We start from the raw sequence: 26,283 nt of genomic DNA, 5'->3' as shown, positions 1-26,283 counted from the left end.
GACGATCCACTTATCCACTCTTACGCCAATGCACCTACTGCTGCCCTACGCGCAGCTCGGTACGGCGCATCTCGCGGCCCACAATGCGGACGAGCTGATATGTAGCCGTCGTCGCATCATAAGTTAGCCCTACACCGGTGCCGGAGCTGGGCAGGGCCTCACCGCCCAGCAGCTGGCCCTGGCCATTGTACAGAAACACCTGGCCCGGGCCGGGCTCCGTAATGGCCACCAGGCGGCGGTTGTTGCCGAAATCGAAGAACTGTACGGCTTTCGTGCCCGAAGTCACGAAGCGCTGGGTGATGAGCGGGGCGGCCTGCGTGGGCCAGTACACATCCAGTTGGTTGCCGTCTTCGCGCGTGAGCACAAAGCTGCGGCCGTGCTCATCGGGCACCAGGCGAAAGCGGGCAGTGCGGCTCCAGGTGGCGATGCGGCGGCGGCTGAGCACGTCGCCGCTCAGGTTGAAGCTCACCAGCTCGCCGTGTTGGTTTATCATGGTGAGGCGGGTGCGGGCCAGGGTGCTGCTGGCTTGCACCAGCACATCGCCCGCCAGCCGCGCGCCCATGCTCAGGGGGAAGCCCGGCAGCAGCGCGCCCTCGCCATCGAAGGCATACACGTAACCGTTTTGCAGCGGGGCCACCACCACGTCGCGCCCGCCCACGCCCAGCACTGCCGGCTTTCCGGCCAAGGGGAAATCGAGCCGCTTGGGTTTCCAGCCGGGGTATTGGCGCCCTTTGGCATCCAGCAACGTCAGCGCGTTGCCGGCCGTCACGGCCAGCAGGCGGGCGGGGGCGCCGGGGTTGCCGGCCGCGGCCAGCAGGGCCGCTACGCGCACGGTATCGGGCAGGTTCAGGGGGAAAGGCAGCACCTCACCGCCGTCGTTGGCCAGCAGGTGCACGCGGTGGCCGGCGGCCAGCAGCAGGCCGCCCGGCACGCCCCCGGCCGCCGGCAGCAGGCTGGCACCCACCGCCGGCCCGGCCAGCGTATCGGACCACAGCACGGCGTTTTCGGCGCTTACGTAGTGCAGGGCGTGCAGCGAATCCTGCACCACCACGGCCGGCACCCGCGTGCCCAGGGCCGGCAGCAAAGCGGGCGTGCCGGTCAGGCTGTGCTTGAAAGCGAGCACGCGGCCGTTGGCCGCGGCGGCGCCCGCCTGCGCGGTGGCCGGCCCCAGGTTGGGACGGTGCAACAGCAACTGGGTGAAGTACTGGGCCTCCGGAGCGGCTTCGTTTTCGGGCGGTACCAGCTGCAGGGCCATTTGGGGGAAGCGCTTGAACAAGGCTTCGTTGCGCAGCAGGCCGGCCCGGCGGTCTTCGGTGAGCACGCCCAGTAGGGCGTTCCAGCTGTTGCGCGTGTCGATGAACACGCTCAGACGGGCCCGGGGCAGCGTTTCCTGCAAAAAGGAAACCTGCGCCGGCGTCTGGGCCCAGGTATTGCCGGCCACCACGTCGGCCAGGTAGGCGTTCAGGGTTTGCTCGTCGGAGAGCACCAGGTAATCATCGACCAGCACCCCGGCGCCGGCCACGGCTTCCACGGCGTAGGGCCGGTCGGGGGCCAGCAATGGCCCCAGCGCCGATGCCTCGGTGAAGCCGGTGGGGTGAATTTCGTAGCGCCCCACGCGGGTGAAGGCCGGCGAGTTGCCCTGCAGCCGGCGCAGCCGGGCCAGCCAGTTGGCCGTGCGGGCCGGCGCCGGGCAGCGCACAAACGCCAGCCGCCCCGGCCGGCTGCCGGGCGCGGCGGTAGCCAGGTAGGCCACGGCCATCTCGCCCCCGAAGGTGGCCCGCAGGCTGTCGAGGGCGCCGGCAATACCCAGCGAATCGGCTGCGCTACCAGGCGCGGCGGGCCAGGTGCGGCGGGAGTTGGCCGCCAAATGCAGCAGCAGGGCCGTGCGTGTGCTCAGCAGGCCGGTGAGGCCCAGGGGCAGGGCCGGCTGCCCGCGCAGGCGCTGCTGCAGCGTTCCCTTGGCCGTTTCGGGGTTGGAAAAACCCTGGAACACCGACTCTCGGCCGGCCAGCTTCACCCCGAGCAGCCCTTGCGATACCAGCCCGGTGAGAATATCAAATTGCCCGTGTGCATCGCGTCGAAACAACACATCCAGAAACTGCGGCAGCCTTCGATAATTAATTAGCACCGAAGCATCTATCCCCTTTAGCTTCAACAAATCGGTGGAGTTGAAGGCAGCCAGTACCGTGGGGGCATCGGGGTGGGCCAGCCGCCGCACGGCGGCCTCCACCAGGCTGGGGTTGGCGCTTACCAGCAGGTGGTTGCGGTAGTTGAGCAGGGTGATGCTGAGCTCGCTGCGCTGCTCGGTTAGCACGGTCAGCTCCTGGTCCTGGTAGTCGCGGGTGCTGAGGCGGTAGCGGGCGTCGCGGCCCAGGGTTTCAAGCAGGCTGCGGACCTGCCGGTACTCGCTCACCCGGTTCAGCGGAATCTGGTAAAGCACGTCAAACTCGCCCGGCCCCGTCACGTGCAGGGAGGTGATGACCAGCTTGCGGCCCAGCAGGCTGAGCAGGCCGTTGCGGCGGCGGGCGTTGCTGCCAGCCAGGCTGTCGGCCAGGGCCAGGTGGCCTGCTGCCTGCTGGAAATAGCGCACGGCCGTCAGGTTGTCCCACAGCTCAGTTTCCTGCAGGTGGCGCACCAGGGCGGGGTGGTCGTGAGTGCTGAGCACCAGCACGGCATCGTCGGGCACCAGGGCGTAGGGGTCGACGGGCACGGCCGCCAGCGTGCGGCGGTAGTACACGTAGGTGGCCAGCGTGAGCAGCAAAACAAGAGCCGTGAGCAGCGCCAGAAGCTTGCGGGACATGCGGAAAGAAGCGGATGACGGGCGACGAAAGTACGGCCCCCGGCGCGGCCCGCCAGCAAAAGCGGCCGTATCTTTCGGTTCAACCCCAAGCCTGGCAAACGGTGATGAAGCTCCGGCATAGAAATTTGAAAGGCCTGCCCCGAACCCGCGGCCGCGTGCTGCTGCCGCTGCTGAGCCTGCTGGCCCTGCCCGCCTGTTTTCAGCTGCGCGAGCCCGAGCCGGCAGCGGCGGGCAGCGAATGGGTGCAGCCTACCCAGATTGACATCCTGCTCAACAACTTCATCACCGCCGTGCAGCGCGTGAACGTGGCCAACTACGAGCGCACCTTCAGCGGCCCCAACTACCGCTTCGTGCCCGACCCCACCAGCGCCGGCTCCTCGCCCGCCCTCTTCGCCAACTGGAGCGTGCCGGAGGAAACCACCTACTTCAGCAGCCTGCGCCGCCGCACCGCCACCAACACCAATAACACCCTCACCCTCAGCGACCGGCGCGACCAGCTTTATACTGCCGATTCAGTAGAAGTTTCGGCTCTGTACCAGCTCAAAATCACACAGCAGGACACGGCCTTTCATGCCGGCACGCTGCAAGGCAACATCCGCCTCATCCTGCGCCGCCGCAACAACGAGTGGCGCATTGTGGCCTGGCGCGACCAGCGCACCACCCCCGGCTTATGCTGGACGGATTTGAAAAAATACTTCAGCTCGCATTGAGGCGTGGGGGTGGGCTTGGCTGAGTAGAGACAACTGAACAAGTTGTCATCCGGAGCGCAGCGAAGGACCTTAACACGACACCACAGACCGCTCATATAATTTACTGCAAGTCGTTCGTTGGTGAGAAGTTCCTTCGCTGCGCTCAGGATGACGGAACCACTTAATTCTTCGTTATTTATTAGCCAACCCGTATATTTCGGCTCATGAAGCTCGGGCGTCCGTCGTATCCTGTTTTGCTGCTGGCTGGCATTGGGCTGGTGCTCACGGTGCCGGCCTGCAATCCGTTTGCGCCGGCCCTAGACGAAGTGCCCACCGACCAGAACGCGCTGCTGGGCAACCCCGTGACGGTGCGCGGCTTCTTCGACCGGTTCCGGGCATCGTATCAATTGCGGGATTCCACGCTGTACGGGCAGTTGCTGTCGCCCAAGTTCAAGTTTACCTACCGCGACTTCGCCGCCAACGTGGACCGCACCTGGACCCGCGACGTGGACGCCAACACCACTTACCGCCTGTTCAAAGCCGCCCGCTCCACCAATTTGCAGTGGACGCAGTACATGCCCAGCTCCGATACCCTGTCGTCGGACACGCTGGCCAATGTGGAACGCTCTTTCCTGCTCACCATTGAGCAACGCGATGACCAACGGTTTTCGGGCTCGGGCACGGCGCGCATCGTGCTGGTGCGCAAAAACCGCAACGACCCCTGGCGCATGCGCAGCTGGTACGACCGCAGCGAGTTTTAGCTGCTTATTACCATCATATTTTCAAGGCCTGCCGGTTTCGGCGGGCCTTTTCGTTTTCTTTGGCAAAATTCTCACCTCGCTCTATGACCGAACCTCAACCCGACCAGCCGCATTTTAAGCGCGCCATCAATCTTTTCGACGCCATTATGCTCGTCACGGGCAGCATGATTGGCTCGGGCATCTTCATCGTTTCGGCCGACATCTCGCGGCAGGTGGGCAGCGCGGGCTGGCTCCTGGTGGTGTGGCTGCTCACCGGCTTCATCACCATGGCCGGGGCCATCAGCTACGGCGAGCTGGCCAGCATGTTCCCCAAAGTGGGCGGGCAGTACGTGTACCTGCGCGAAGCCTTCGGGCGCCTCACGGCCTTTCTCTACGGCTGGACGCTGTTCCTCGTCATCCAAACCGGCGTTATCGCGGCCGTGGCCGTGGCATTTGCCAAATTCACCGGCGTGCTGCAGCCCTGGTTCAGCGTCAAGAACATTCTGTTTGAAACGAATATTGGCAGCTGGCATTTCACTTTTTCCTCGGTGCAGTTGCTGGCCATTTTGCTCATTGTGGGCATCACGGCGCTCAATGCCCAGGGTGTGCGCACCGGCAAGCTCATCCAGAACGTGCTGGGCAGCACTAAGCTGGTGGCGCTGGCGCTGCTCATCCTGTTCGGCCTAGCCCTTGGGCTCAACCACGAAGCCATTCAGGCCAACTTCGCCGATATGTGGGCGGCCATGCGCTACCCGGCCCCGGGCGTGAGCGCCGCGCCCCTGCCCATTGGGGGCGGTGCTTTGCTCATTGCCATCGGCATGGCCATGACGGGCTCGTTGTTCTCGTCCGATTCGTGGAACAACATCGGCTTCGCGGGCGAGGAAATCCAGAACCCCGAGCGCACGCTGGTGCGCAGCATGGCCATCGGCACGGCCATCGTCACGGGCCTCTACATCCTCATCAACGTGGTGTACTTGCTGGTGCTGCCCCTGCACGGCTCGCCCGAAGCCGCCACCGTGGCCGGCCGCGGCATCCAATACGCCACCGACGACCGGGTGGCCACCGCCGTGGCCGAGTCGGTGCTCGGCCAGAGCGGGGCCTACGTCATGGCCGTGCTCATCATGCTCAGCACCTTCGGGGCCAACAACGGCATCATTCTCAGCGGGGCGCGGGCCTACTTCGCCATGGCCAAAGACGGCCTGTTCTTTCCCAGCCTGGCCCGCCTGAACCGCGCCAACGTGCCCGGCCGCGCGCTGTGGGCCCAGTGCTTCTGGGCCTGCGTGCTCTGCCTCAGCGGCAAGTACGGCGACCTGCTCAACTACGTGATGTTCGCCGTGATTCTGTTTTACGTCGTCACCATCATCGGCATTTTCGTGCTGCGCCGCACCCGTCCCGAGGCGCCCCGCCCCTACCGCGCCTGGGGCTACCCGCTGGTGCCGGGCCTCTACATCCTGCTGGCTACTACGTTCTGCATCATCCTGCTCATCGCCCCCGATACCGCCGAGTTCTCGCAGCGCGGCCTGCTGCTGATGGCGCTGGGCCTGCCGGTGTACTTCCTGTTTGGCCGACGGTTTGGGCGCACGGCAGGCTAGCCTGGATTCATAAACAGCAAAAAAAGCGCCCGGACTTACAGGAAGTCCGGGCGCTTTGGCGTTGTATACAGCCGGGGTTAGCGGCGTTTCTTCTTGGCGCGGGGCGTGAGGGTTACATCCACAGGCTGGCTTCCGCGGCTGTGCACCTCCTGGTCCTCGTAGCCGCCGTAGCCGTAGATGAGCGTGTTGTCGCTACCAGCGGGCACCTCCATGCTGTAGTTGCCATTGGCATCGGTGCTGGTGCCCTTGCTGCTGCCCTTCAGCAGCACCGTGGCGCCCACCAGAGGTTTGCCGTTTTCGTCTTCAATTTTGCCCGACATGGTGACGGACGCGGGCGCAGCCGGGGCCGCGGCGGGCGCCGGAGCCGGAGCTTCGGCAGTTGCAACAGGAGCAGTAGCCGGTGCAGCTGCTGGAGCCGCTGCGGCCACAGGGGCCGCGGCCACTGTTGCTGTGGAATTTGCCGGGCGGGTTGTGGTGGTCTTGGCGGCGGCTTTTTCCTCCCTTACATAAGCGTCTTCTTGGTCGGCGGCCGGGGCGGCTTTGAGGCCAGCGGCAATGCTGTCCTCTGCCGTGGGAACCTTGGCGGTCACGGCCGCATCATCGAGCATGAAAGAGGGCGTGACGGAAGACAGGCCGCTGCCATGCCCCTTGGGCAGGGCGACGTAGCCCACCACCAAGGCCAGAATCACGCCCACCAGAATATAAGTCAGGCGGTTGTTGCCGCCCGAGGTCACGTCCTCGTCCTGCGCCTCCAGGTTGGGGTCGTAAGGCTGCTCTTCGGCTTTGGGTAAATTTTCCGGATTCATCGGCAATTGCGTTAAATAAAGTGGGTGGGGAAAGAAGTAGAACAGCCGCGCGTGGTATTCCGGCGGCCCTGGTTATGCCCGGCAAGTTAATGATTTAGCTCAGCATCGCGCAGCAAGCCCTTATTTTTTTGAATATATCGGGGAAGTAACGGGCCCGGGTGCGCCATCGGACCAAATAAAAGCGGGGCCAGCGCCTTCCGCCTGGAAGTGCACTGGCCCCGCAATGAGGCAGCTACGTTGGGCCAGGTCCGCGCCTAGTCGTCGCTGATGGTTTCGTTTTTGCCGGCCGGGGTGGCGGGGCCACTGGGAGCTTTCTCGCCAAATTCTTGGTCGCGGGTGCGCAGGTTGTGGTCGAGCTCGTAGCTGCCCTCGGCCTCGAAGCCCGGGCCCTGGGCCTGCTCGCCGGCGTTGGTGTGGTTGTTACCGCCCTGCGGGCTGGTTTCGGAGCCGCCAATGTGCAGGTTGTCGAGCTGGTCTTTCTGGTTGTCGCGTTGGGTGTAGCCGTTGGCGCCGGTGTAGCGCGCGGCGGTGGGGTCGCTGCTGGCTTTGTTGTTGCTCTGGTCCTGCTGGTACTCCTTCTCCTTTTCCAGCTGTTCGTTTTTCACGAAGTTCTTGTTTTCGGTAATGCCGGCGTTTTCGCCTTCATTGGGGTCGGTGCCGTCGCCGGAAATGTTGTCGGGAATCATGGGTTGAAAGGCTTGAGGTGAAAAGTAACTGGGCTTACGCAGGGCCCGGCATTCCGTTTCCCTTTGAGCGGTTCGGCGCCGCGTGGGCTACATTTGGTTTCAGCTTCGGCTTCAGCTTTTCGATTATGCATCTGGTCATTGTAGGCAACGGCATCACCGGCGTCACGTGCGCCCTCACCGTGCGGCGCCTGCGCCCCGATGCCCGCATCACGCTGGTGGAAGGCGAGAGTGCCCACCACTACGCCCGCACCGCGCTGATGTACGTGTACATGGGCCACCTGCGCCCGTCCGACATCAAGCCTTACGAAGACTGGTTTTGGGCTGAAAACCGCCTGGAGCTGGTGCACGCCACCGCCACGGCCCTGCACACCGCCGACAACCTGCTCGTCCTCGACAACGGCGCCACCCTCGCCTACGACCAACTGCTGCTCGCCACCGGCTCCGAAAGCCGCCGCCCGGCCTGGCCCGGCCAGCATCTGGCCGGCGTGCAGGGCCTGTACGGCCTGCCCGACCTCGAAGCCATGGCGCGCGACACCCACGGCATTGCGCGCGGCGTGGTGGTGGGCGGCGGCCTCATTGGCGTTGAGCTAGCCGAAATGCTGCATTCGCGCGGCATCGAGCCGGTGGTGCTGGTGCGCGACGGGCACTACTGGGCCTCGGTGCTCCCGCCCGAGGAAGCACACCTGGTTGACCTTCAGTTTGAGGAAAACGGCGTGCCGGTGCGCTACCACACCGAACTGGCCGAGATTTTGGGCGATGCCCACGGCCGGGTGCGGGCCGTGCGCACCACGCGTGGCGAGGAAATCGCCTGCCAATGGGTGGGCATTGCCACCGGCGTAGCGCCAAACCTCACGCTGGCCCAAACCTCGGCCGTGGAAACCGACCGTGGCATTCTGGTGGATGAGTTGCTGCGCACCAATGTGCCCAACGTGTACGCCGCCGGCGACTGCGCTCAGTTCCGCCGGCCAGCCGCGGGCGAGGTGCCCATCGAGCAGCTCTGGTACACCGGCCGCATGCAGGGCGAAACAGTGGCCCACACCCTGTGCGGGCAGCCCACGCCCTACCGGCGCGGCGTGTGGTTCAATTCGGCCAAGTTCTTCAACCTCGAATACCAAACCTACGGCCAGGCGCCGGCCGGCCCCACCCCCGGTCTGAACAGCTTCTACTGGGAACATTTGGGTAGCCGCGCGGCTTTCCGCGTCTACTTCCGGGCCGAGGCGCCGCACGCTGTGGTAGGCTTCAATGCCCTGGGCCTGCGCCTGCGCCAGGCCGTGTGCGAGCAGTGGATTCGGCAGCAGGCGCCGGTAGCCGCGGTGCTGGCCGGGTTGGGGGCGGCTAACTTTGACGCGGAGTTTGCGCCGCAACACGAGGCCGCCATCGTGGCCGCCTTCAACCGGCAGTTTCCGCAGCAGCCGGTGGCGCTGGCGCGGCGCAGGGGGCTGTTTGCCCGGTTTTAGATTTCCCGCTTAACCTGCTTATCCTGTGGATTTTTCCAAGCTATACCGCCCATCGGCCCTCAACAGCTTCCAGTTCATCGCCCTCACCGGCCTGCTGATGAGCGCCGGCGCCCACCTGATTCTTTACTTTTTTGTGGGCCGCATTCCTGCGGGCTTCAATTGGCTTTACGTGTGCTGGACGGTGTTTTACATCTTGGGCACGCTCATCAACTACTTCGGCAAACCCAACGACGGCCACCATCACCACCATCATTGATTGGAATGGAACAACTATCCGACCGTCATGCTGACCGTTTCATTCAGGATTGTTCTCTTCTATTCCCATGACTTTTTCCCCCGCGGCCCCGCCTCTGCCCGCCACTCCAGCCACTGAGAAGCTCACATTGGCGGCGGTGGCTGGCGGCTTGCTGGCCCTGCTGCTGGCCCTGGCCGATGCCGACGCCAGCCGCCAGCGGCTGTGGTTCTGGGCGGCCTTGGCGCTCATTGGCAGCGGCACGCTGGCCTGGAGCTGGCTGAAATTCGGCACCCACCCGGCCGGGGTGCAGCACGACAACCTGTGGCGCCGCGCCAGCACCAGCCGGGGCGCCGTGGCCTGGGCCACGGGCCTGGCGCTCACCGGCTTTTATGTAGTGCTCTACTGGTTCAGCGCCGACGACGGCCACGGCCACTTCGGGCTGCTCGACCACCTGGTGCACCCGCTCGACGGCTTCAGCCAAGCCCTACGCGGCCGGCCGGCCGACCAGTGGTTCCTCTACGGCACCTTCTACACACTGGCCGTGCTGCTGATGGGCGCCCGGGCCCTGTGGAAGTACCGGCACTCGCGCTACCACCTCATCCGCACCGCTTCGGTGATGTTTTTTCAGCTGGGCTTTGCGTTTTTGCTGCCGGGGCTGCTCCAGTTTTTTCAGCAGCCTGAGTATTATTTCAGCTACTTCTGGCCGCTCAAGTACGATTACCTATTTCCCGGCACGGTAACCTCGTTGCTGAAAAACGGGGGGCTGGGCGTGTTTATGGTGTTCTGGGGCGCGGTGATGTCGTTTCTAGCCACGCCGGTGCTCACGTATTTTTTTGGCAAGCGCTGGTACTGCTCCTGGGTGTGCGGCTGCGGCGGACTGGCCGAAACGGCCGGCGACCCCTACCGCCACCTCTCCGACAAAAGCCGCGCTGCCTGGCGCTGGGAAGTGCGCCTGATTTACCCCATTCTGGCCATTATTGTGGCCATCACGGCGCTGCTGTGGGTGCATTTTGCCACCGGCAGCACGCTACTGGGCGAAGCCGGCGGCGCGGCGGCCAAGTGGTACGGCTTTGCCATCGGGGCGGTGTTCTCGGGCGTGGTGGGGGTGGGCTTCTACCCTATTCTGGGTTCGCGGGTGTGGTGCCGTTTCGGCTGCCCCATGGCGGCCTACCTGGGCCTGCTGCAAAAGCATTTCTCGCGTTTCCGCATCAGCACCAACGGCGGGCAGTGCATTAGCTGCGGCAACTGCTCCAACGTCTGCGAAATGGGCATCGACGTGAAGCAGTACGCCCAGCGCGGTGAGCCCATCATTCGGGCGGCCTGCGTGGGCTGCGGCATGTGCAGCACCGCCTGCCCCCGCGGCGTGCTCAACCTGGAAAATGGCCCGCGCGAAGGGCGCTACCAGGCCTCGCCGCTCATCCACGCCGATTCGCTGCGGATACTGGATTGATAATGCACAACATAATGACCATGAATGCTGCTGCAAAATCGTCGCTCTGTTTCCTTGTCTTAGCAGTGCTGGCTTCGTGCAACTCTCTTAAGGGAGTAAGCCGCCTTTGCCCCAACAGCAGCAGGGCCAACGCCTATAGCTCCGTTTCGGCGTTGCCGCTGTATCCAACGGAACGGTATTGGGACCGGCCGTTTGTATTCGAGAGCTACCCCAAAGGCTTCAATGAAACGCGAGCCTTCCGCTATGAAAGCTGCCCGGATACAGCCGAACAGGCTTTTCAGCGGCTGCCTCCGCTGCCTAAGCAAGAGAAAGCCCAGCGTCTGGTCACGGGGCCTGGTACCATTTTCATTACCGGGAAAAACTTTGAGATGGACGAGGTTGAGATTTCCAACAAAGAGTGGCAGCACTTTTTAAACTGCATTCACACCGATTCGGCGGAAGAAATTTACCAATTCTTTCTCCCCCATACAGCAGCGCTTCCGGTTGCTGATTATTTCACCAATTCCTTTTACCAGCATTTTCCGGTAGTGGGCATATCCTACGCGCAAGCAGTAGGATTTTGCCAATGGCGCAGCCGCACGGTCACCGAGCGCTACAACAGCGGCAATCTGCCTCGCGCCAAGTATCAGCGCTTTACCTACCGGCTACCCACCGAGCAGGAATGGGAATGGGCCGCGGGCAATTTCGTCAGCCGGAACTACGGCACGCCCTGCACAAGCAGGCGGCTTTACGTAAATCCCAAAGCCTCTGCTTATCTGCAAAAGCGCGCCGGGTCTGCCGTGGCCGTCGACCAGATTGCGCAGGACATTGCCCAATTTAATGCGGCTGGCACTTCGCTCGTCTGGTTCAACTGCCAACGCGAGCTGCCTTATTTTCTTCGCTCTGCTACGCCGGATTACACCTATAGCACTTTACCGAATGCCTTTGGACTTTACCACATGATTGGCAACGTGGCCGAGCTTGTGCAGGAAACCGGCATCACCAAAGGCGGCAGCTACCGCGACCCCCTTGTGGCCTGCACCATCGCAAGCCGTGGCGTGTTCAGCGGCCCGGCGCCGACTGTGGGCTTCCGTTGCGTGTGCGATATAGCCTTTCTGCCATAGTTCAGGTGCCTCAACCCAAAAAAGCCAGCAGCGCCTTGTAAAACTGCGCTGGCACCTCCAGGTGCGGAATGTGGCCCACGTTGGGTAGCTCCACCAGCTTGGCGCCTTTGATTTGGGCGGCGGTGCGGCGGCCTAACGCGGGGTATTGGCCCATTTGAGCCATCGTTTTGGGGTCTTTGATTAAGGCTTTGCCCACCACCGTGCGGTCGGCCTGGCCGATAATGAGTAGCGTCGGCACGGCCACCCGGCCGAACTCGTAGCTCACGGGCTGCTGGTAAATCATGTCATAGGTCAGTGCATTGGCGCGGGCTACTTTGGCAAAGTCGGGGCTGCGCGTTTGGGAGGCCAGGGGCAGCAGCCACTGGTCGTGGGCGGCCGGGTAGCCGTTGGGGTAGTACGTCGCGTGGTATTTGCGGATGCTGGCCTCGGTGCTTTTGCGCTCGGTGGCTTCGGCCTGCGCCACAGGCTGGAAGGGCACGCCCACGCGGTAGTCCTCCAGGCCAATGGAGTTTTCGAGCACCAGTTTTTCGGTGGCTTCCGGGTACATCAGCGCGAAGCGAGTGGCCAGCATGCCGCCCATGCTGTGGCCCACAATGGCCGCTTTTGCCACGCCCAGCGTGTCGAGCAAATGCTTGGTGTTCTGCGCCAGCTGATGAAAGGAATAGTGAATATCGGCCTTGTCAGACTTGCCGAAGCCAATTTGGTCGGGTACTACCACCCGAAAGCCCGCGGCGGTTAGCGTCCGAATGGTTTCGCGCCAGTAGGCGCCGAAGAAGTTTTTGCCGTGCAGCAGCACCACCGTGCGGCCGTTGGCTTTGGCGGTGGGCGCCACGTCCATATAAGCCATGCGTAGTGCCTGTCCCTCAATTTTGAGCGGCAGCGTTTTGACCGGAAACGGGTAATCATAGCCGTCCAGCGTGGCGTTGAGCGGTGCCGTTTGGGCCGAAGCACATGTGGTCGCCAGCAGCAACGGCAGCAGAAACAGCAAAAGAAAGCGAGGCATATAAAGGCAGAATGGTACAACCACGCTTACGCAAAAGCTAAGGCCGCTGCTCAAGCTGCTGCTTCAACATGGCATTCCGGAGCCGTAAAAAATTACTCAGGTAGCGGGTCAGGAATAGCCTGTCGAACCAACGGCCCACGACGCCTGCCGGGCTGCAGAATTCAAACACGTCGCGCATCATCGTTCCACCCGGCACGGCCTCGAAATAATGGTCGTGTCGCAGAGTTTTGAATGCGCCGCGTACCAGCTCGTCCCGAAAATGATGGGGCGGGCTGGCCGCCGTGATGCGCACTGTGAGCCGCTGCCGGAAGCCCAGGTGCCGGGCTTCCCAGGTCACCACGTCGCCCAGCGCCAGCTGGCCATTGGCGGGACCAGCCAGCACTTTCTCACCGGTTTGCAAGGTCGAGTCGAGGTGTGCCTGCACGTTGAGGGCCAGCGCGTAGCAGGCGGCCGGCGGCGCCAGTATCAACGTTTCCAACTCGATGCGCGCCATCGGATTGGACTATGCCGGTAGCCCCGACAGCACCTTTTTCGCATTGCTGACGTGGTCGGTGGCCCCGCTCAGCGAGTTGAAGATGTATTGAATAACACCTTCTTTGTCAATCACAAACGTGACGCGGCCGGGCAGCAGGCCCAGCAGGGCGCGTGGCACCTCGTAGAGCTTGCGCACCTGCCCGTCGGTATCGGCCAGCAGTTCGAAGGGCAAGCGGTGCTTCTGAGTGAACTTCTGGTGCGAGGCCTCGCTGTCGGAGCTCACGCCCACCACTTCGGCGCCGAGGTCTTTGAAGTCCTCGTACTGGTCGCGGAACGAGCAGGCTTCGGCCGTGCAGCCGGGCGTGTCGTCTTTGGGGTAGAAATATAGTACCACGTGGCGCCCGCGCTGGTCAGACAGGCGGAAAGGGGCGCCGGATGTGGTTTTAAGCGTGAAGTCGGGGGCAGGTTGGCCTACTTGAAGCATAAGAATCGGGGTTAAACGGAAGCCGAGGCGCGCGGCCGTGCAGTGCGCTTTCCGGCGGCGGCGGCATCTTTGCAGTGCATATAGTGGCAGCCGGCCTTTTTTGTTTGGCTCTGCCACTTGCTGCACTTCTTCAGACTATGCCCCAGCCCCGCGTCAGCGTCATTATTCCGGCTCACAACGAAGCCGGTGCCATTGCCCTCGTGCTCGGCGAAATACCGGCCGGCCTGGTGGAGGAAGTCATCGTGGTCGACAACAACTCGACCGACGACACCGGCGCCATTGCCCGGGCCTGCGGGGCCACGGTGCTGCGCGAGCCCCGCCCCGGCTACGGCTACGCCTGCCTGGCGGGCATGGCCCACGCCTTCGGCCGGCCGCAATCCGAGTGGCCCGACCTCGTCGTATTTCTCGACGGCGACCATTCCGATTACCCCGAACAAATGCCCGAACTTCTGGCCCCGCTCCTGCGCGGCGACGCCGACCTAGTGATTGGCTCGCGGGCCCTGGGCGAACGTGAAAAAGGTGCCCTGCTGCCCCAGCAGCGGTTTGGCAACTGGCTGGCGGCGCGCCTGCTCAATCTCCGCTACAAGGGCAACGTCACCGACCTCGGGCCGTTTCGCGCCATCCGCGCCACGGCCCTGCAGGCCATCGGCATGGAAGATAAAACCTACGGCTGGACGGTGGAAATGCAGGTGAAAGCCTTTCGCCAGGGCCTGCGCGTGGTTGAAGTACCGGTGCGTTACCGCCGCCGCATCGGCACCAGCAAGGTGTCGGGCACGGTGCGGGGCACGCTGGGCGCCGGCTACAAGATTCTCTGGACCATTTTCCGGTATTGGTAATGCGCTACGACAACGCCTGTCATCCTGAGTGTAGCGAAGGACATTCTCACGGCTGAACACTACCCTAATTATTGGCGCAGGCGTGAGAAGGTCCTGCGTCCTCTGCTTGATGCGCAGAATGCTCAGGATGACAGACATTTTTACATTGCTTTTCCAACGCTTCCTTTTTTGCTGATGCCGGTTCTGCCCCTTTTGCTTGTGGCGGTTTACGGCCTTTGCCTGCTGTTCATTCTGGGGTTCAGCCTGGGACAGTGGCAGCTCACGCGGCGGGGCCGGCGCGCGTATGCGGCCCCGCCCACTCCGCCCCCCCCGGTGCCAGCCGCGTGGCCGCGCGTCACGGTGCAGTTGCCGCTTTACAACGAGCAAAACGTGGTGGAGCGCGTCATCGACGCCACCGCCGCCCTCGATTATCCGACTGAGCTACTGCACATTCAGGTGCTCGACGATTCCACCGACGCCACCGTGGCGCTTGCCGCTGCCCGCGTGGAGCACCATGCAGCCTGTGGCCTGCGCATCAGCCACGTGCGCCGACCCAACCGCGAGGGCTACAAGGCCGGTGCTCTGCGCCACGGCCTGGAAGAAACCGACGGAGAATACGTGGCCATTTTTGACGCTGATTTCGTGCCCGAAGCCGATTTTCTGCGGCGCACCATTCCCTATTTCCTACAGGATGAACAGGTGGGTGTGGTGCAAACCCGCTGGGGCCACCTCAATGAGAACGAGTCGCTGCTCACGCGCCTGCAGGCTTTCGGGCTCGATGCCCACTTTCTCATCGAGCAGGTGGGCCGCTCCTTTGCCGGCTATTTCCTCAATTTCAACGGCACGGGCGGGGTGTGGCGCCGCGCCTGCATCGACGATGCCGGCGGCTGGCATACCGACACCCTCACCGAAGACCTCGACCTGAGCTACCGCGCCCAGCTGCGCGGCTGGCGCTTCGTGTACCGCCCCGAAATTGTGGCCCCCGCCGAGCTGCCCGCCGCCATGGACGCCCTCAAGTCGCAGCAGTTCCGCTGGACCAAAGGTGCCGCCGAAACTGCCCACAAGCATCTCGGCCCCGTGTGGCGCTCGCAGCAGCCACTGGCCGTGAAGCTGCAGGCCAGCTTCCACCTGCTCAACAGCAGTGTGTACGTCGTCATCATGCTCATGGCCCTGCTGAGTGTGCCGCTGGTGTTTGTGCGGGCCCGGTTTGCCGAGTACAAGGTGGTATTTCAGCTGGCGTCCATTTTCCTTTTTGGGTTCACGCCACTCATCTACTACTACTATTCGGCCTGGCGGCGGGCCCACCCCGACCGGCCGCTGGGGCGCTACCCGGTTTTCTTTCTGCTGTTTTTATCGGTATCGATGGGGCTGGCGCTGCACAATGCCCGGGCCGTGCTGCTGGGCTGGCAGGGCCGCCGCACGCCTTTCGTGCGCACGCCCAAGGCCGGCACAGCCCCGGTGGCCCGGCGCCGGCGCTACCGCACGGGCGGCGTAGGCCCGCTGGTGGCACTGGAAGGACTGCTGGCGGCGTATTTCGCTTTTGGACTCGGTGCCGGCCTTTATTTTGATGACTTCGGGCTGCTGCCCTTCCACACCTTGCTCACAGTGGGGTTCGCAGCGGTTTTTTACTACTCGCTGCGCCATGCCCGCTAAGCTTCCTTCGCTTTCGCAATGCGCGGCCCTGCTGCTGTCGGGCGCAGCCTACGCTGCCCTGGCCTATGCCACGCCGCGGGTGCAGTTTGGGCAGCTGGTGGGGCTGTTTGCAGCGGCCGGACTGGCCTATTGGTGGCTGCTGCGCACGCAATTGCCGCTGCGCTGGGGCCTGGCCGCCGCCCTGGCCTTTCGGTTGCTGTGGCTGCCCGCCGCGCCGGCCCTGTCCGACGATGTGTACCGCTTCCGCTGGGATGGCCTGCTGGTGGCCCACGGCGTGAACCCCTTCCGCTTTCGGCCCGACGAGTTGATTGCCGACGGTGCCCGCGCCGCCCTGCCCGACGTAGGCGCTCGCGCCGCCGTGCTGCCCGAGCTGCAGCAGCTGTACCGGCAGCTCAACTCGCCCCACTACTACTCGGTGTATCCGCCCATCTGCCAGTTTGTGTTTGGCGCCAGTGCCCGGCTGTTTCCGAGTTCCGAGGCAGGCTTTGCGGCCTGCCTTCGCGTGGTCATTCTGGCGGCCGAGGCTGGCACGGCGTGGCTGCTGCTGGCCCTGCTGCCGGCGCTGGGCTGGCCGGCCCGGCGCGCGCTCAGCTACCTGCTGCACCCGCTCGTCATTGTCGAACTCACCGGCAACCTCCATTTTGAGGGCCTCGTGTTCGGTTTCATTCTGTTAGCCATCTGGCAGCTGAGCCGGCAAAAATGGGCGGCCTCGGCCGGGGCGCTAGGGCTGGGCGTGGCCACCAAGCTGCTGCCGCTGCTCGTGCTGCCGCTGCTGGTGCGGCGGCTGGGCGGGCGCCGCTTTCTGGCATACACCGCCCTCTGCCTGGGCACGGCGCTACTGTTGTTTGGCCCGTTCTTATCGGTTGATTTATTTGTCAATATCGCCCGCAGCCTCAAGCTTTACTTCCGCAACTTCGAGTTCAACGCCAGCCTCTACTACCTGCTGCGGCCCATTGGCATCTGGCTCACCACCTACAATCAAATTGCCATCATCGGCCCCAGTCTGGCGGTGCTAAGTGGCCTCGTGGGCCTCGCGCTGGCGTGGCGCGAGCGGCGGCCGGACCTGGCTTCGTTGCCGCCCACCCTGTTGCTCATGCTCACGGCCTACTACGCCGCGGCCACCACCGTGCACCCCTGGTACCTCACACTGCCGCTGGGCCTGAGCACGCTCACGCGTTTCCGCTTTGCCCGGGTGTGGGGCGGGCTGGCCATTCTCTCCTACGCCGCCTACCAGACGGCGGCCTACACCGAAAACCTGTGGCTGGTGGCCCTGGAGTACGCCGGTATGTATGCAGTGCTCGTTTGGGAGCTGCGCGCTACTTCGGCCAGTACGCGTACCGACGGTGCGCTTTAAGCTGCAGGGTGCGGCCATCCCAGGTGGCCTGGCGCAGCAGCATGTTGGGGTATTCCTTGGCAAACACGTAGGTACTCTGCTTGTCCGGCGCCAGCTGCAGGGTTACGCGCCAGGCGGCCGGGTTGAGGGCGTCGGCGGGGGCCTCGGCCGTGGTCAGGTGGGCCTGGTAATACACGGGGGGCTTGGCCCGGTTGGTTTGCTGCAGGTCGAGCACCGTGAGGTCGAATGCTGGTTTTTGGTCGAACTTCAGGCTGCGCAGCGTGTAAGGAAGGGCGTCTTCCAGAAACACGTCGCGGCGCAGGTCGCGGCTGTTGCTGCCCTCCCCGTCCCAGTACGAATGGTACCACATTTCGAAGTTCACGCCGTCGTCGATGATGGACTTGAACGTGTTGCCGCACCACTCCTGCGACGAGGTGGTCATCTTATAAAGCGCCACCGGTTGGTCGCGCCGGAAAAACAGCGATGTGAGGTAATGGTACGGGTACTCGTCGGCCTGAATGGAGCAAAACTGGTTGATTTTCATCACCGGAAACAAATCATCCCGCTGGTAGTCGTCGGTCTTGACGTTGTACTGCTGGTTGAATTCTTCCTTCACCGTAATCATGGTGTACTCGAACGCGCGCTTCTTCTTGTAAATCATGCGTTCGGCCGCGTAGGTGGCCACTTCGGCCTGGCCGTCTTCCCACAGCTTGTTCATGGCCCAGCCCTGGTCGAAGTACGGCAGCACGGCCTGAAGGGCCTGGGCCGAAGCGGGGGCTCTTCCTTTGGCCTGCTCTTTTTCGGGGGTATTGCAGCCCAGCAGCGACGCACTCAGTAGCAGCGGAAGCAGGGCAGTTCGAAGAGGAGAACGAGGCATAAGAGCAGTTGGAATACGCCGTAAAGGTACCGGCCCGTCCGTATTAAAAAATTTAATGCGACGCGGCATGCTGTTCCATACGAGGAATAGCCCCTACCAAGATTGCCGTCAACCCAAATCCAATTGGTGCGGCTACTTGTAAGCCTTCCGGCCACGCTTCAGCCAGGCACCCCACAGGGCTGAGTACGGGTGCACGTTTGCCGTGGGGCCGGCTGCGTTTTCCACCGGGTAGCCCTCGTTCACCCACTCAAAAAGGCCGCCGTAGAGGTTGCGCACGTGGGCGAACCCCAGCGCCCACAGCCGGTCGCCCAGCCGTTCGCTGCGGTAGCCCACCGAGCAATACACCACCACGGGCCGGCGGCGGTCCACGCCCGGAAACTCGGCGGTGGGCACCGAGTCGTAAGGCACTAGTTCGGCACCGCGCAGGTGGCTCACGGCGTACTCGGCCGGAGTGCGGGCGTCGAGCAACAAGGGCGCGGTGGGCGCGCTCAGCTCATGCGCCAGCGTGGCCGGGGCCACCGTGGGCACCGTGTGCTTATAGAGCAGCCGCAGCATGTGGTCGTAGGCCGACGACGAGCCGGCCGGGCGGCTGGTTTCGCCGGAGCCGCAGCTGCTCAGGCCAAACATGCCCAGGCACAGGCAGGAACAGGCAATCAGGGGTAGATACATACCAAAAAGGCGGGCGAGGCGGGGGCCGGCCTCGCCCGCCGGCTTACATCGACAGTTCTTTGGCTTTGTTCATCATCATGGTGGCGTGCACCAGCGTGGCTCCGCCCTTGATGGCCGCGCCCACATGCACGGCTTCCATCATCTCGGCTTCGTCCACGCCTTTTTGCAGGGCGTCGGAAGTATAGGCGTCGATGCAATACGGGCACTGCACCACGTGGGCCACGGCCAGCGCAATCAAGGATTTTTCGCGCTCCGAAAGCGCGCCCTCTTTGAAAACCTCGCCGTAATAATCGAAGAATTTGCGGCCCATTTCGGGCTGCCAGTCGCTGATTTTACCAAATTTGGCCAGGTCGGCAGGGTTGTAGTAAGAGCTCATGAGCAGTGGGAGTTGAGATAAATGTTGACAGCAAAAAACATCAGGGGGCGAACCCAGGCTAGCGGCGGCGCACGTGGATACGCACCCGCTGGCCGTCCTCGGCGGTGGTAGGCAGCACGTCGATGCGGTCGGCTTCGTCGAAGTAAGTGGCCAGGCCCCGTACGATGCCCACCGCCAGCCCGCCCATGCGGCGCGGCGACACGTAGTCGATGTACAACTCGTTGGGGCCGATGCGGGTCACGTCGAGCACGGGCGGAGCATTTTCGGCGTGCTCGGCCCGCACTTGCTTGTGCATGGTCAGCTCGGTGTGCTCCAGCATGTCGAGGGTTTTCCACTCGGGCTTCACCAGCTTTTGGTACATGTACATGAGGTCAGGCACGAGGTATTCGCCAAACTTTTCGTGCAGCTCGCCGGCCGGGATGCCGGTCATCTCGGCCGCGTGGCCCACCAGGGCATACACGTGCGCGTCGGGATACACCGTTTTGTGGTCGAACTCCACGTTTTCGAGCCCCGAAAGCTCCATGAGCTTCACCCAGGTGCTGTGGTCGTATTGCGATTGCACGTAGCGCTTCAGCAAGGTAAGGATGGTTCCGTGCATGTGGTCAGAATGTTAAAAGGCATTTAAAGCAATTACCGCCCCTCGGCCGGGCGGGCCAACGGGCGGTAAAGGCGAGGCAGCGGCGCGGGACTGGTGGCAAGCTGCTTACCGCTTTGCCCCGCACAAGGTTTAGTTGTTAAATATTGCCCACCACCGTCATGGTGCTCAGCGTAGGGTTCACACTGCCGCCTTCGGGCTCCACGGTCATGGCAAAGGTTTGGGCACTGGCAATGTCTTTCATTGACTGCAGGCCCTGGCCGGTGGCCGTGGCAGCCGTGAGCACGCCGGCATCAATCGGCTTGCCTTTGTCGAGGGCCCACAGCTGGTATTGCTTGCCGGCGGGCAGCGCAGGCAGGCTGCGCACGTCCACAAACACCTTATGGGTGGCCGGGTTGAACAGCACGCGGGCATGGGCCGAAGGCGCGGTTTTGGTACCCGCCAGCGCTACGGCCTTGAACTCGTCGGAGCGCAGCACCTGGTTTTCCTGCTTCAGCTCGCCCAGCTGGCGCTGCACCACCTGCGTGGTGGTGGCAAAACGGGCCTGCTCGCTCTGCAAGGCCACGAGCTCAGAGCTGGCGTCTTTCCAGCGCGAATACAGCAAGGCGTTTACGCCCAGGCTCAGCAGCAAGGCCACCGAGGCCGCCATGGCCCACATCGAGCGCGCCGGTGCCGGCGCTTCGGCCGCAGGCGTGAAGGGCCGTACCACGGCTTCGCCAGGAGTCGGCTGAGCCGCGGTGGCTCGGGGGCCCTGGGCTACGGCATCCACGTCGGCGCGCAAGGAGCTGTTGGGGGTGGCAGTGGTAGCGGGCGCGGCAATCTGGGTCATTACGTTGCCAAGCACCCGCTCGCGCAGGCCGGCCGGGGGCGTGATGGCGTGGGCTTCGGCATAAATCCCGAGGGCTTGCTGCACCTGGGCCAACTCTTCGCCAACCGCCGGGTGCCGGGCAGCCATGGCTTCCACGGCGGCCTGCTCGGCCGGCGAAAGCTCTCCGAGAGCGTACTGCTCCAGAATGCCCGATTCAATATATTCTTGGATGTTTTCCACGACTGAGTTAGCGAATAAGTTTGCTGAGAACTTTGATGGCGGTACGGGCACGCGTCTTCACCGTGCCCAAGGGAATGTTGAGCTCTTCCGCCACCTCACTTTGGGTGAAGCCCTCGAAATAAAGCAGGTCAATAATCTGCCGTTGTTCAGGAACGAGTTGTTTAGTAATTTCCTGGAGGCCAATGTGCTCGGGGCGAAATTCTGTGGGCGCTGCCTGGCGTTGCGCCGTGAGACTGTCGTCCAGTCCCTGAGTGCGGCTACCTACGCGGTGCTGCCGCGAGCGGATTTTGTCGATGCTTAGATTTCGACAAATATTTAGCACCCAAGTGAAAAGCCGGCCCTTGCTGGGGTCGTAGCTGGCAAAGGCGTGCCATATTTTGACCAGGGCTTCCTGCAACACGTCCTCGGCCTCGTCTTCGGCCTTCACGATGCGGAAGATGACGCCGTAGAGCGCGGCCGAATATCGGTCGTAGAACAGCGTCATGGCCGATTCGTCGCGCGCCTGCAGGCGCCGGACGAGCTCCGCCTCGGCGGCGGGCGGCAGGGAGATAATAGATGTATCCGACACGGGAGTGACTGAAAGTGAGAAATGAAGCCAGCGCGGGCGTCAGCAAGGCGCACGAAAGTACGGCGGTGCCTGCAATTGCCCGCCGCCGTATACGTAACCCAACGGCCCGCTGCCGGGTTGAGCTATTCAGACGGCACCCCACCTCGGGGATAGGGAATCAGGGAAAGGGTCCTGTTCCTTATTCCCTATTCCTTTTCCCCTATGCCCATCGAATCCTTCAACCCCCACACCGGCCGCGTGCTGCGCCGCTTCAAAGCCTTTAGCTGGGTTAAAACCGAGCGCATCCTCGCCCAAGCGCACCGCGCGGCGGCCGAATGGCGCACCATCACATTTGCGCACCGGGCTGGCATCCTGCGCCGCGCCGCCGCCCTGCTGCGCGCGCGCCAAGACGAGCTGGCCCGCCTCATGGCTCTGGAAATGGGCAAACCCGTGACCGACGGCCGCGCCGAAGCCCTAAAATGCGCCACCTGCTGCGACTTCTACGCCGAGCGCGCCGAAGGCTTCCTGGCCGATGAGCTGATTGAAACCGACGCCGGCCGCAGCTTCATCAGCTACCAGCCGCTGGGCGTGGTGCTGGCCATCATGCCCTGGAATTTTCCGCTCTGGCAGGTGGTGCGCTTCGCCGCCCCGGCCCTCATGGCCGGCAACGTGGGTTTGCTTAAGCACGCCTCCAACGTGCCGCAGTGCGCCCTGGCGCTGGAAAAAATATTCCACGACGCGGGCCTGCCGCCGGCCTGCTTTCGCACGCTGCTCATCGGGACCGACCAGGTGGAGAAGCTGCTAGCCGACGACCGGGTGCGGGCCGCCACGCTCACCGGCAGCGAAGGCGCGGGCGCCTCGGTGGGCGCCCTGGCCGGGCAGCACATCAAGAAAATGGTGCTGGAGCTGGGCGGGTCCGACCCGTTCATTGTGCTGGCCGATGCCGACGTGGCGCTAGCCGCCAAAACCGCCGCGCAGAGCCGCATGATAAACAGCGGGCAGAGCTGCATTGCGGCCAAGCGCTTCATCGTGGAAAAGCCGGTGCTCAAAGACTTTCTCAACCAGCTGAAAACCCACCTCCTCGCCTTCCGTCCCGGCGACCCGCTGGACCCGGCCACCCAATATGGCCCCCTGGCCCGCCCCGACCTGGCCGATGAGCTCACCCAGCAGGTAGAAGACTCGGTGGCCCAGGGCGCTAAAGTGGAACTGCACGGCGGCCAGGCCAAGCCCGGCACCGCCCTGTTCCGACCCATGATTTTATCCAACGTCAAACCCGGGCAGCGCGCCTACAGCGAAGAATTTTTTGGCCCCGTAGCCTTGGTGCTCGAAGCCAAAAACGCCGATGATGCCGTGCGCCTGGCCAATGACTCGCGCTTCGGCCTGGGCGCCGCGGTGTGGACCCAGAACGCCAAAAAGGGTGAGGCCATGGCCCGCCAGATTGAAAGCGGTGCCGTATTTGTGAATGGGTTGGTGAAATCTATGCCGGAGCTGCCGTTTGGCGGCGTGAAGAAATCGGGCTATGGCCGGGAGCTTTCCTACCTGGGCATCCGGGAGTTTGTGAACCAGAAGTCAGTTTGGATTGGGAAGGAAGCTGTGCCGACGGCTAAGACGGAGTAATCCAGCATATCTGTCATCCTGAGCGCAGCGAAGGACCTTATCACGTATGAATTTTAATCCTAACGTGATAAGGTCCTTCGCTGCGCTCAGGATGACAGCCCCATTGGGCTGTGCACCATTAAATAAATCATTCTCTACAAATATCCCATCACCTTGTACGTCAGCCAGCCCGTTACTTCGTGCACCAGCAAGCTCAGGTTTTCCATAGCGCCGGGGTTGGGCACCAGCCAATAGCCGGGCGACCAGCTGCGGTCGGTGCTACGGTAGCCCGCGGGGAAAGCTATGGGCTGCAGGCCCACTTTGCGGAAGCAGCCCAGCGCCCGCCGTTCGTGGAAGGCCGAGGTGACCAGGATGAGCGTATCGGTGCCGGGGTAGCGGGACAATAGTCGCTTGGTATAGAGTGCGTTTTCGCGGGTGTTGCGGCTGCTGTCTTCCACGATGATGGCCGAATTGGGTACGCCGGCCAGGCGCAGCAGCGTGGCCAGGTCGGAAGCCTCGGTGTGGGCTTTGGCCAGCACCGCGCCCGAGCCGCCCGACACGATGATGCGCCGCACGCGCCGGGCCCGGTACAGCCACAGCGCATTGGTGAAACGGTCGGCCCCGTTGCCGAGGTAGGCCCGGTCGTGCGGCGACTTGTCGACCTGGGTGATGCCGGTGAGCAGCACGGCGGCATCGGCGTGGGCGGGCAGGGCAGCTAGCGGCACGGGCGGCAACTCCCAGGCCAGCAGGGCCTCGTTGGTAAGGGCGGGATTGGTGGCCAGCAGGGCGAGCGCAACGGCTGCTACCAGCCACTGCCGCTTCCGGCGTGGCTGCCGGGCCACCAGGGCGCCGAGCAGCAGCACCAGCAGCCACACGGTGGGTAGTAAAACGAGGTCGAGGAGCTTGGAGAGGATAAAAAACATGCCCAAAGGTAGCCTGCCTGAGCGGCGGCCTACCTTTGGGCAGTAGTGCAAATTTTGGAATTCCTGATACCGAGTCTATTCGGTGTGGGGCATGAAAGCCCGCAGCCGGGCCAGCTGAGCCTGCACGGCAGCTTCGGTGGTGAGGTTGTCGCACTCCAGCATGCGGCCCTGGCAATAGCTCACGAAGAAGGGAGCCACCTTTTCCTGCATCAGCTTCTTAGCCACGGGGTTCTCATCAGAATTAAGGCGCACGAAGAGAATGCCTTCGTTGCCGGGGGCGTCCACGAATTTAGCAAAGGGCGGGGCCAGGGCCTGGCAAATGGCGCAATTCTCGGAGGTGAACTTAGCAAACACCTTCATGTGCTCGTGCGTGAGGCGCCGCAGGTGCTCGTCGTCGGTATCCACCACGTGCTTGCGTTCTTCTTCAGTCATAGAAAACAGGGTTGAGCTTCCTTAAACTCCATCCCGTTTCCGAGGGTTGCTGGCGGCTATTTGCGCAGTAGCAGCTCGCGGATGTATTTCACCGGCGCGCTGCCGTAGCTGAGGAAGTTTTCGTTGAAGGCCTTCAAATCGAAATCCTTGCCGGCTTTCTGCTTCAGCTCCTGGCGCAGGGCATAAATCTCGGTGTAGCCGGTGAAGTAGCTGCTGAGCTGCACCTGGCTCAGGGTGGCGCGCAGCCACTTACCGCGGGCCTCGGCTTCTTCCTGGAAGCCTTCGCGGCGCAGCATCTTCACCACGTCTTGCTCGCTCAGGTTGTCCACTTGTATGGCGTGGTCGATGACGGCGTTGAGCGTGGAGCGCATGTTCCACTTGTCCCACAGCAGCCACATTTCGTCGGAATTGTTGCCGTAGCCGTTTTCCAGCATCATGCGTTCGGCATACACGGCCCAGCCCTCAATCATAGCGCCGTTGCCAAAGATGCTTTTCACCAGCGAGGGCGAGCGGTTGGCGTACACCAGCTGCGTATAGTGGCCCGGAATGGCCTCGTGGATGTTAAGAATCTGCAGGGTGTAGTCGTTGTATTCGCGCAGGTAGCTTTCGGCCTGGGCGGGTGTCCAGTCGGCCGGAATGGGCTCCACGTTGTAGTAGGTATTAGCGCCCTTGTCGTAGGGCCCGGGGGCCGAGACGCTGGCGCCCGCACCGCTGCCGCGCATGTAAAGCGGTGTTTCGCGCACCACCAGCGGCTTGCTGGGGTCCTGCGTCAGGAGTTTTTTCTCGTTCACGAAAGCCACCAGCGTCGGAATCTGGCGCTTCACCGCATCCACAAAGCCGTCGCGCGGGGCGTGCTTGAGCGTGAGTTGGTTGACAACGGCCGTAATCAAAGCTAGCGTGTCGGCGGGGGCTTTTTGACCGGGCAGGTACTTGGGATAGAGGCGCGCGGCGCGGCGGCCCATGTCGTGCAGCAGCTCGGCCTTGTGCTTTTGGGCTTCCTGGTAAAGCTCGGCCGCCGAAAAGCGCGACTGAATGTCGTAGGCAAACTTCTGCTCAAACAGCTCCTTGCCAATGCGGAACGAGCGGAACCGGCCTTTGGGCAAAATGTCGTTTTTCAGGAAATCCAGGTAGCCCTGCACGGCTGCGCTCGCCCCGGCAATGCGGGCCGTCAGGGTCTGTTTCTCGGCTTCGCTCAGGCCAGATTTCTTCACCGAATCGGCCAGGCTGGCCCCAAATACGGCCAGCCCGCCAGCGTTTTGCTTCAGGGCCAGCTCGGTGTGCTCCTTGGTGGGGTTGCTGATATTGGCCTGCGCTGCGGCGTAATATTCGGCGGCGTGGCTGATTTTATCGGAGATGTTGCGCAGGCGGCGGTCCAGGGGGTAATGGCGGCCGTTGAGCAGGTCGCCCACGCTGGCTCCGAGGTTGTAGCTGGCGGGGTTCCACTGCCAGCTCTTTAGCGTGTCGGCGTACCAGCGCTCGGCGCGCAGTTCGTTGCGCAGCAGGCGCAGGTCAATCTGGTTGTTGGGCGAGAGGCTGTCGGCCGAAAACTTGCCCAGCGCGGCCAGGTATTTCTGCGCAAAAGCGTCGTCGCTCTGCCGCTGGGCGGCGTTGGGTATCACCAGCAGCGAGTCGTACTTGTGGTAGCCCTGGCTGCTGGCGTAGTCGGGGTTTTGCCGCCACAGGGCTTCGATGAACTGGTTTTTGAAGGTGTCGAAGCGGGCGTCGGCGCCACTGCTGACGGTGTCCGATTTTTTAGATTGGGAACAGCCGGCGAGGGCAAGGGCCAGCAAGGATAGGTAGCGGAGTTTCATAGGCAGGTTTAAATGTTAGAGAAGAACGTCATGCAGAGGGCAGCGAAGCATCTTTACCTCAATAGTAATCCAGTTGATTGGATTGCATC

General features: G+C 63.1%; 26 protein-coding genes. 11 read left to right on the top strand and 15 right to left on the bottom strand.

Features of this window, described 5'->3' with window-relative positions:
- Window positions 1-34: 34 nt before the first annotated feature.
- Entirely contained in the window at window positions 35-2,800 is a 2,766-nt protein-coding gene (locus I2I01_RS00690; RefSeq protein ID WP_196284503.1) for a hypothetical protein, read from the bottom strand.
- Window positions 2,801-2,904: 104 nt separating this feature from the next.
- Here I2I01_RS00690 and I2I01_RS00685 point away from each other — a divergent pair, with 104 nt between their 5' ends.
- The 3 genes from I2I01_RS00685 to I2I01_RS00675 all read left to right on the top strand — a co-directional run bounded on the left by I2I01_RS00685 (window position 2,905) and on the right by I2I01_RS00675 (window position 5,821).
- Window positions 2,905-3,510: a hypothetical protein gene (locus I2I01_RS00685; RefSeq protein WP_196284502.1), complete on the top strand. Its 606-nt coding sequence runs from the start codon at window positions 2,905-2,907 to the stop codon at window positions 3,508-3,510.
- Between the two features lie 203 nt (window positions 3,511-3,713).
- Window positions 3,714-4,250: a hypothetical protein gene (locus I2I01_RS00680; RefSeq protein WP_196284501.1), complete on the top strand. Its 537-nt coding sequence runs from the start codon at window positions 3,714-3,716 to the stop codon at window positions 4,248-4,250.
- Window positions 4,251-4,333: 83 nt separating this feature from the next.
- Window positions 4,334-5,821, top strand: coding sequence for an APC family permease (locus I2I01_RS00675; RefSeq protein ID WP_196284500.1), 1,488 nt, complete (start codon window positions 4,334-4,336; stop codon window positions 5,819-5,821).
- A gap of 77 nt (window positions 5,822-5,898) precedes the next feature.
- Here the strand turns inward: I2I01_RS00675 and I2I01_RS00670 are convergent, their stop codons facing one another.
- A complete protein-coding gene (locus I2I01_RS00670; protein WP_196284499.1) occupies window positions 5,899-6,627 on the bottom strand; it encodes a carboxypeptidase-like regulatory domain-containing protein in 729 nt (242 codons plus the stop codon).
- A 254-nt stretch (window positions 6,628-6,881) separates the two neighbouring features.
- The gene (locus I2I01_RS00665) at window positions 6,882-7,313 is read right to left on the bottom strand and encodes a hypothetical protein (protein ID WP_196284498.1); all 432 of its coding nucleotides are present in this window, start codon (window positions 7,311-7,313) and stop codon (window positions 6,882-6,884) included.
- A 125-nt stretch (window positions 7,314-7,438) separates the two neighbouring features.
- Here I2I01_RS00665 and I2I01_RS00660 point away from each other — a divergent pair, with 125 nt between their 5' ends.
- From I2I01_RS00660 to I2I01_RS00645, 4 genes are all read left to right on the top strand, one after another.
- A complete protein-coding gene (locus I2I01_RS00660; RefSeq protein ID WP_211537744.1) occupies window positions 7,439-8,770 on the top strand; it encodes an NAD(P)/FAD-dependent oxidoreductase in 1,332 nt (443 codons plus the stop codon).
- Window positions 8,771-8,795: 25 nt separating this feature from the next.
- Window positions 8,796-9,026 carry a hypothetical protein gene (locus I2I01_RS00655; RefSeq protein ID WP_196284497.1) on the top strand — a complete coding sequence of 77 codons (231 nt, stop codon included), beginning with the start codon at window positions 8,796-8,798 and terminating at the stop codon, window positions 9,024-9,026.
- 67 nt (window positions 9,027-9,093) lie between these two features.
- Window positions 9,094-10,455 carry a 4Fe-4S binding protein gene (locus I2I01_RS00650; protein ID WP_196284496.1) on the top strand — a complete coding sequence of 454 codons (1,362 nt, stop codon included), beginning with the start codon at window positions 9,094-9,096 and terminating at the stop codon, window positions 10,453-10,455.
- A gap of 14 nt (window positions 10,456-10,469) precedes the next feature.
- Window positions 10,470-11,558, top strand: coding sequence for a formylglycine-generating enzyme family protein (locus I2I01_RS00645; RefSeq protein ID WP_196284495.1), 1,089 nt, complete (start codon window positions 10,470-10,472; stop codon window positions 11,556-11,558).
- A 10-nt stretch (window positions 11,559-11,568) separates the two neighbouring features.
- On the opposite strand, the gene I2I01_RS00640 is transcribed toward I2I01_RS00645, so the two are convergent.
- The 3 genes from I2I01_RS00640 to I2I01_RS00630 are packed head-to-tail and all read right to left on the bottom strand — an operon-like array spanning window position 11,569 to window position 13,519.
- Window positions 11,569-12,561, bottom strand: a complete 993-nt coding sequence (locus I2I01_RS00640; RefSeq protein ID WP_196284494.1) for an alpha/beta fold hydrolase — start codon at window positions 12,559-12,561, stop codon at window positions 11,569-11,571.
- Window positions 12,562-12,598: 37 nt separating this feature from the next.
- On the bottom strand, window positions 12,599-13,054 hold the full coding sequence (locus tag I2I01_RS00635; RefSeq protein ID WP_196284493.1) for an SRPBCC family protein: 456 nt from the start codon (window positions 13,052-13,054) through the stop codon (window positions 12,599-12,601).
- 9 nt (window positions 13,055-13,063) lie between these two features.
- Entirely contained in the window at window positions 13,064-13,519 is a 456-nt protein-coding gene (locus I2I01_RS00630; RefSeq protein WP_196284492.1) for a peroxiredoxin, read from the bottom strand.
- A 137-nt stretch (window positions 13,520-13,656) separates the two neighbouring features.
- On the opposite strand from I2I01_RS00630, the gene I2I01_RS00625 reads away from it, so the two are divergent.
- The 3 genes from I2I01_RS00625 (at window position 13,657) to I2I01_RS00615 (ending at window position 17,341) form a co-directional block, all read left to right on the top strand.
- The gene (locus tag I2I01_RS00625) at window positions 13,657-14,355 is read left to right on the top strand and encodes a glycosyltransferase family 2 protein (RefSeq protein WP_196284491.1); all 699 of its coding nucleotides are present in this window, start codon (window positions 13,657-13,659) and stop codon (window positions 14,353-14,355) included.
- Between the two features lie 174 nt (window positions 14,356-14,529).
- The gene (locus I2I01_RS00620; RefSeq protein WP_196284490.1) at window positions 14,530-15,987 is read left to right on the top strand and encodes a cellulose synthase family protein; all 1,458 of its coding nucleotides are present in this window, start codon (window positions 14,530-14,532) and stop codon (window positions 15,985-15,987) included.
- A complete protein-coding gene (locus I2I01_RS00615; protein ID WP_196284489.1) occupies window positions 15,977-17,341 on the top strand; it encodes a glycosyltransferase 87 family protein in 1,365 nt (454 codons plus the stop codon). Before I2I01_RS00620 ends, I2I01_RS00615 begins: the two co-directional genes overlap by 11 nt.
- Here I2I01_RS00615 and I2I01_RS00610 read toward each other — a convergent pair.
- From I2I01_RS00610 to I2I01_RS00585, 6 genes are all read right to left on the bottom strand, one after another.
- Entirely contained in the window at window positions 17,304-18,197 is an 894-nt protein-coding gene (locus I2I01_RS00610) for a hypothetical protein (RefSeq protein ID WP_196284488.1), read from the bottom strand. The genes I2I01_RS00615 and I2I01_RS00610 overlap by 38 nt on opposite strands.
- Window positions 18,198-18,329: 132 nt before the next feature.
- Window positions 18,330-18,866 carry a rhodanese-like domain-containing protein gene (locus I2I01_RS00605; RefSeq protein ID WP_196284487.1) on the bottom strand — a complete coding sequence of 179 codons (537 nt, stop codon included), beginning with the start codon at window positions 18,864-18,866 and terminating at the stop codon, window positions 18,330-18,332.
- Between the two features lie 43 nt (window positions 18,867-18,909).
- Complete coding sequence (locus tag I2I01_RS00600; RefSeq protein ID WP_196284486.1) at window positions 18,910-19,242, bottom strand: arsenosugar biosynthesis-associated peroxidase-like protein; 333 nt, start codon at window positions 19,240-19,242, stop codon at window positions 18,910-18,912.
- Between the two features lie 58 nt (window positions 19,243-19,300).
- Window positions 19,301-19,840, bottom strand: a complete 540-nt coding sequence (locus I2I01_RS00595) for a heme NO-binding domain-containing protein (protein WP_196284485.1) — start codon at window positions 19,838-19,840, stop codon at window positions 19,301-19,303.
- Between the two features lie 136 nt (window positions 19,841-19,976).
- Window positions 19,977-20,885 (bottom strand): anti-sigma factor, encoded by a 909-nt coding sequence (locus I2I01_RS00590; RefSeq protein ID WP_196284484.1) that lies wholly within the window; start codon window positions 20,883-20,885, stop codon window positions 19,977-19,979.
- Between the two features lie 7 nt (window positions 20,886-20,892).
- On the bottom strand, window positions 20,893-21,453 hold the full coding sequence (locus I2I01_RS00585; RefSeq protein ID WP_211537743.1) for a sigma-70 family RNA polymerase sigma factor: 561 nt from the start codon (window positions 21,451-21,453) through the stop codon (window positions 20,893-20,895).
- Between the two features lie 201 nt (window positions 21,454-21,654).
- On the opposite strand from I2I01_RS00585, the gene I2I01_RS00580 reads away from it, so the two are divergent.
- The gene (locus I2I01_RS00580) at window positions 21,655-23,049 is read left to right on the top strand and encodes an NAD-dependent succinate-semialdehyde dehydrogenase (protein ID WP_196284483.1); all 1,395 of its coding nucleotides are present in this window, start codon (window positions 21,655-21,657) and stop codon (window positions 23,047-23,049) included.
- A 134-nt stretch (window positions 23,050-23,183) separates the two neighbouring features.
- Here the strand turns inward: I2I01_RS00580 and I2I01_RS00575 are convergent, their stop codons facing one another.
- The 3 genes from I2I01_RS00575 to I2I01_RS00565 all read right to left on the bottom strand — a co-directional run bounded on the left by I2I01_RS00575 (window position 23,184) and on the right by I2I01_RS00565 (window position 26,194).
- Entirely contained in the window at window positions 23,184-23,951 is a 768-nt protein-coding gene (locus I2I01_RS00575; RefSeq protein ID WP_196284482.1) for a YdcF family protein, read from the bottom strand.
- Window positions 23,952-24,026: 75 nt separating this feature from the next.
- Window positions 24,027-24,383: a thioredoxin family protein gene (locus I2I01_RS00570; RefSeq protein ID WP_196284481.1), complete on the bottom strand. Its 357-nt coding sequence runs from the start codon at window positions 24,381-24,383 to the stop codon at window positions 24,027-24,029.
- Between the two features lie 56 nt (window positions 24,384-24,439).
- Window positions 24,440-26,194, bottom strand: coding sequence for a DUF885 domain-containing protein (locus I2I01_RS00565; RefSeq protein WP_196284480.1), 1,755 nt, complete (start codon window positions 26,192-26,194; stop codon window positions 24,440-24,442).
- Window positions 26,195-26,283: the final 89 nt, after the last annotated feature.

Origin of the sequence: Hymenobacter properus (assembly GCF_015694735.1) — a bacterium.
GTDB lineage: Bacteria > Bacteroidota > Bacteroidia > Cytophagales > Hymenobacteraceae > Hymenobacter > Hymenobacter properus.
This window is presented reverse-complemented; position numbering and strand designations above follow the sequence as displayed.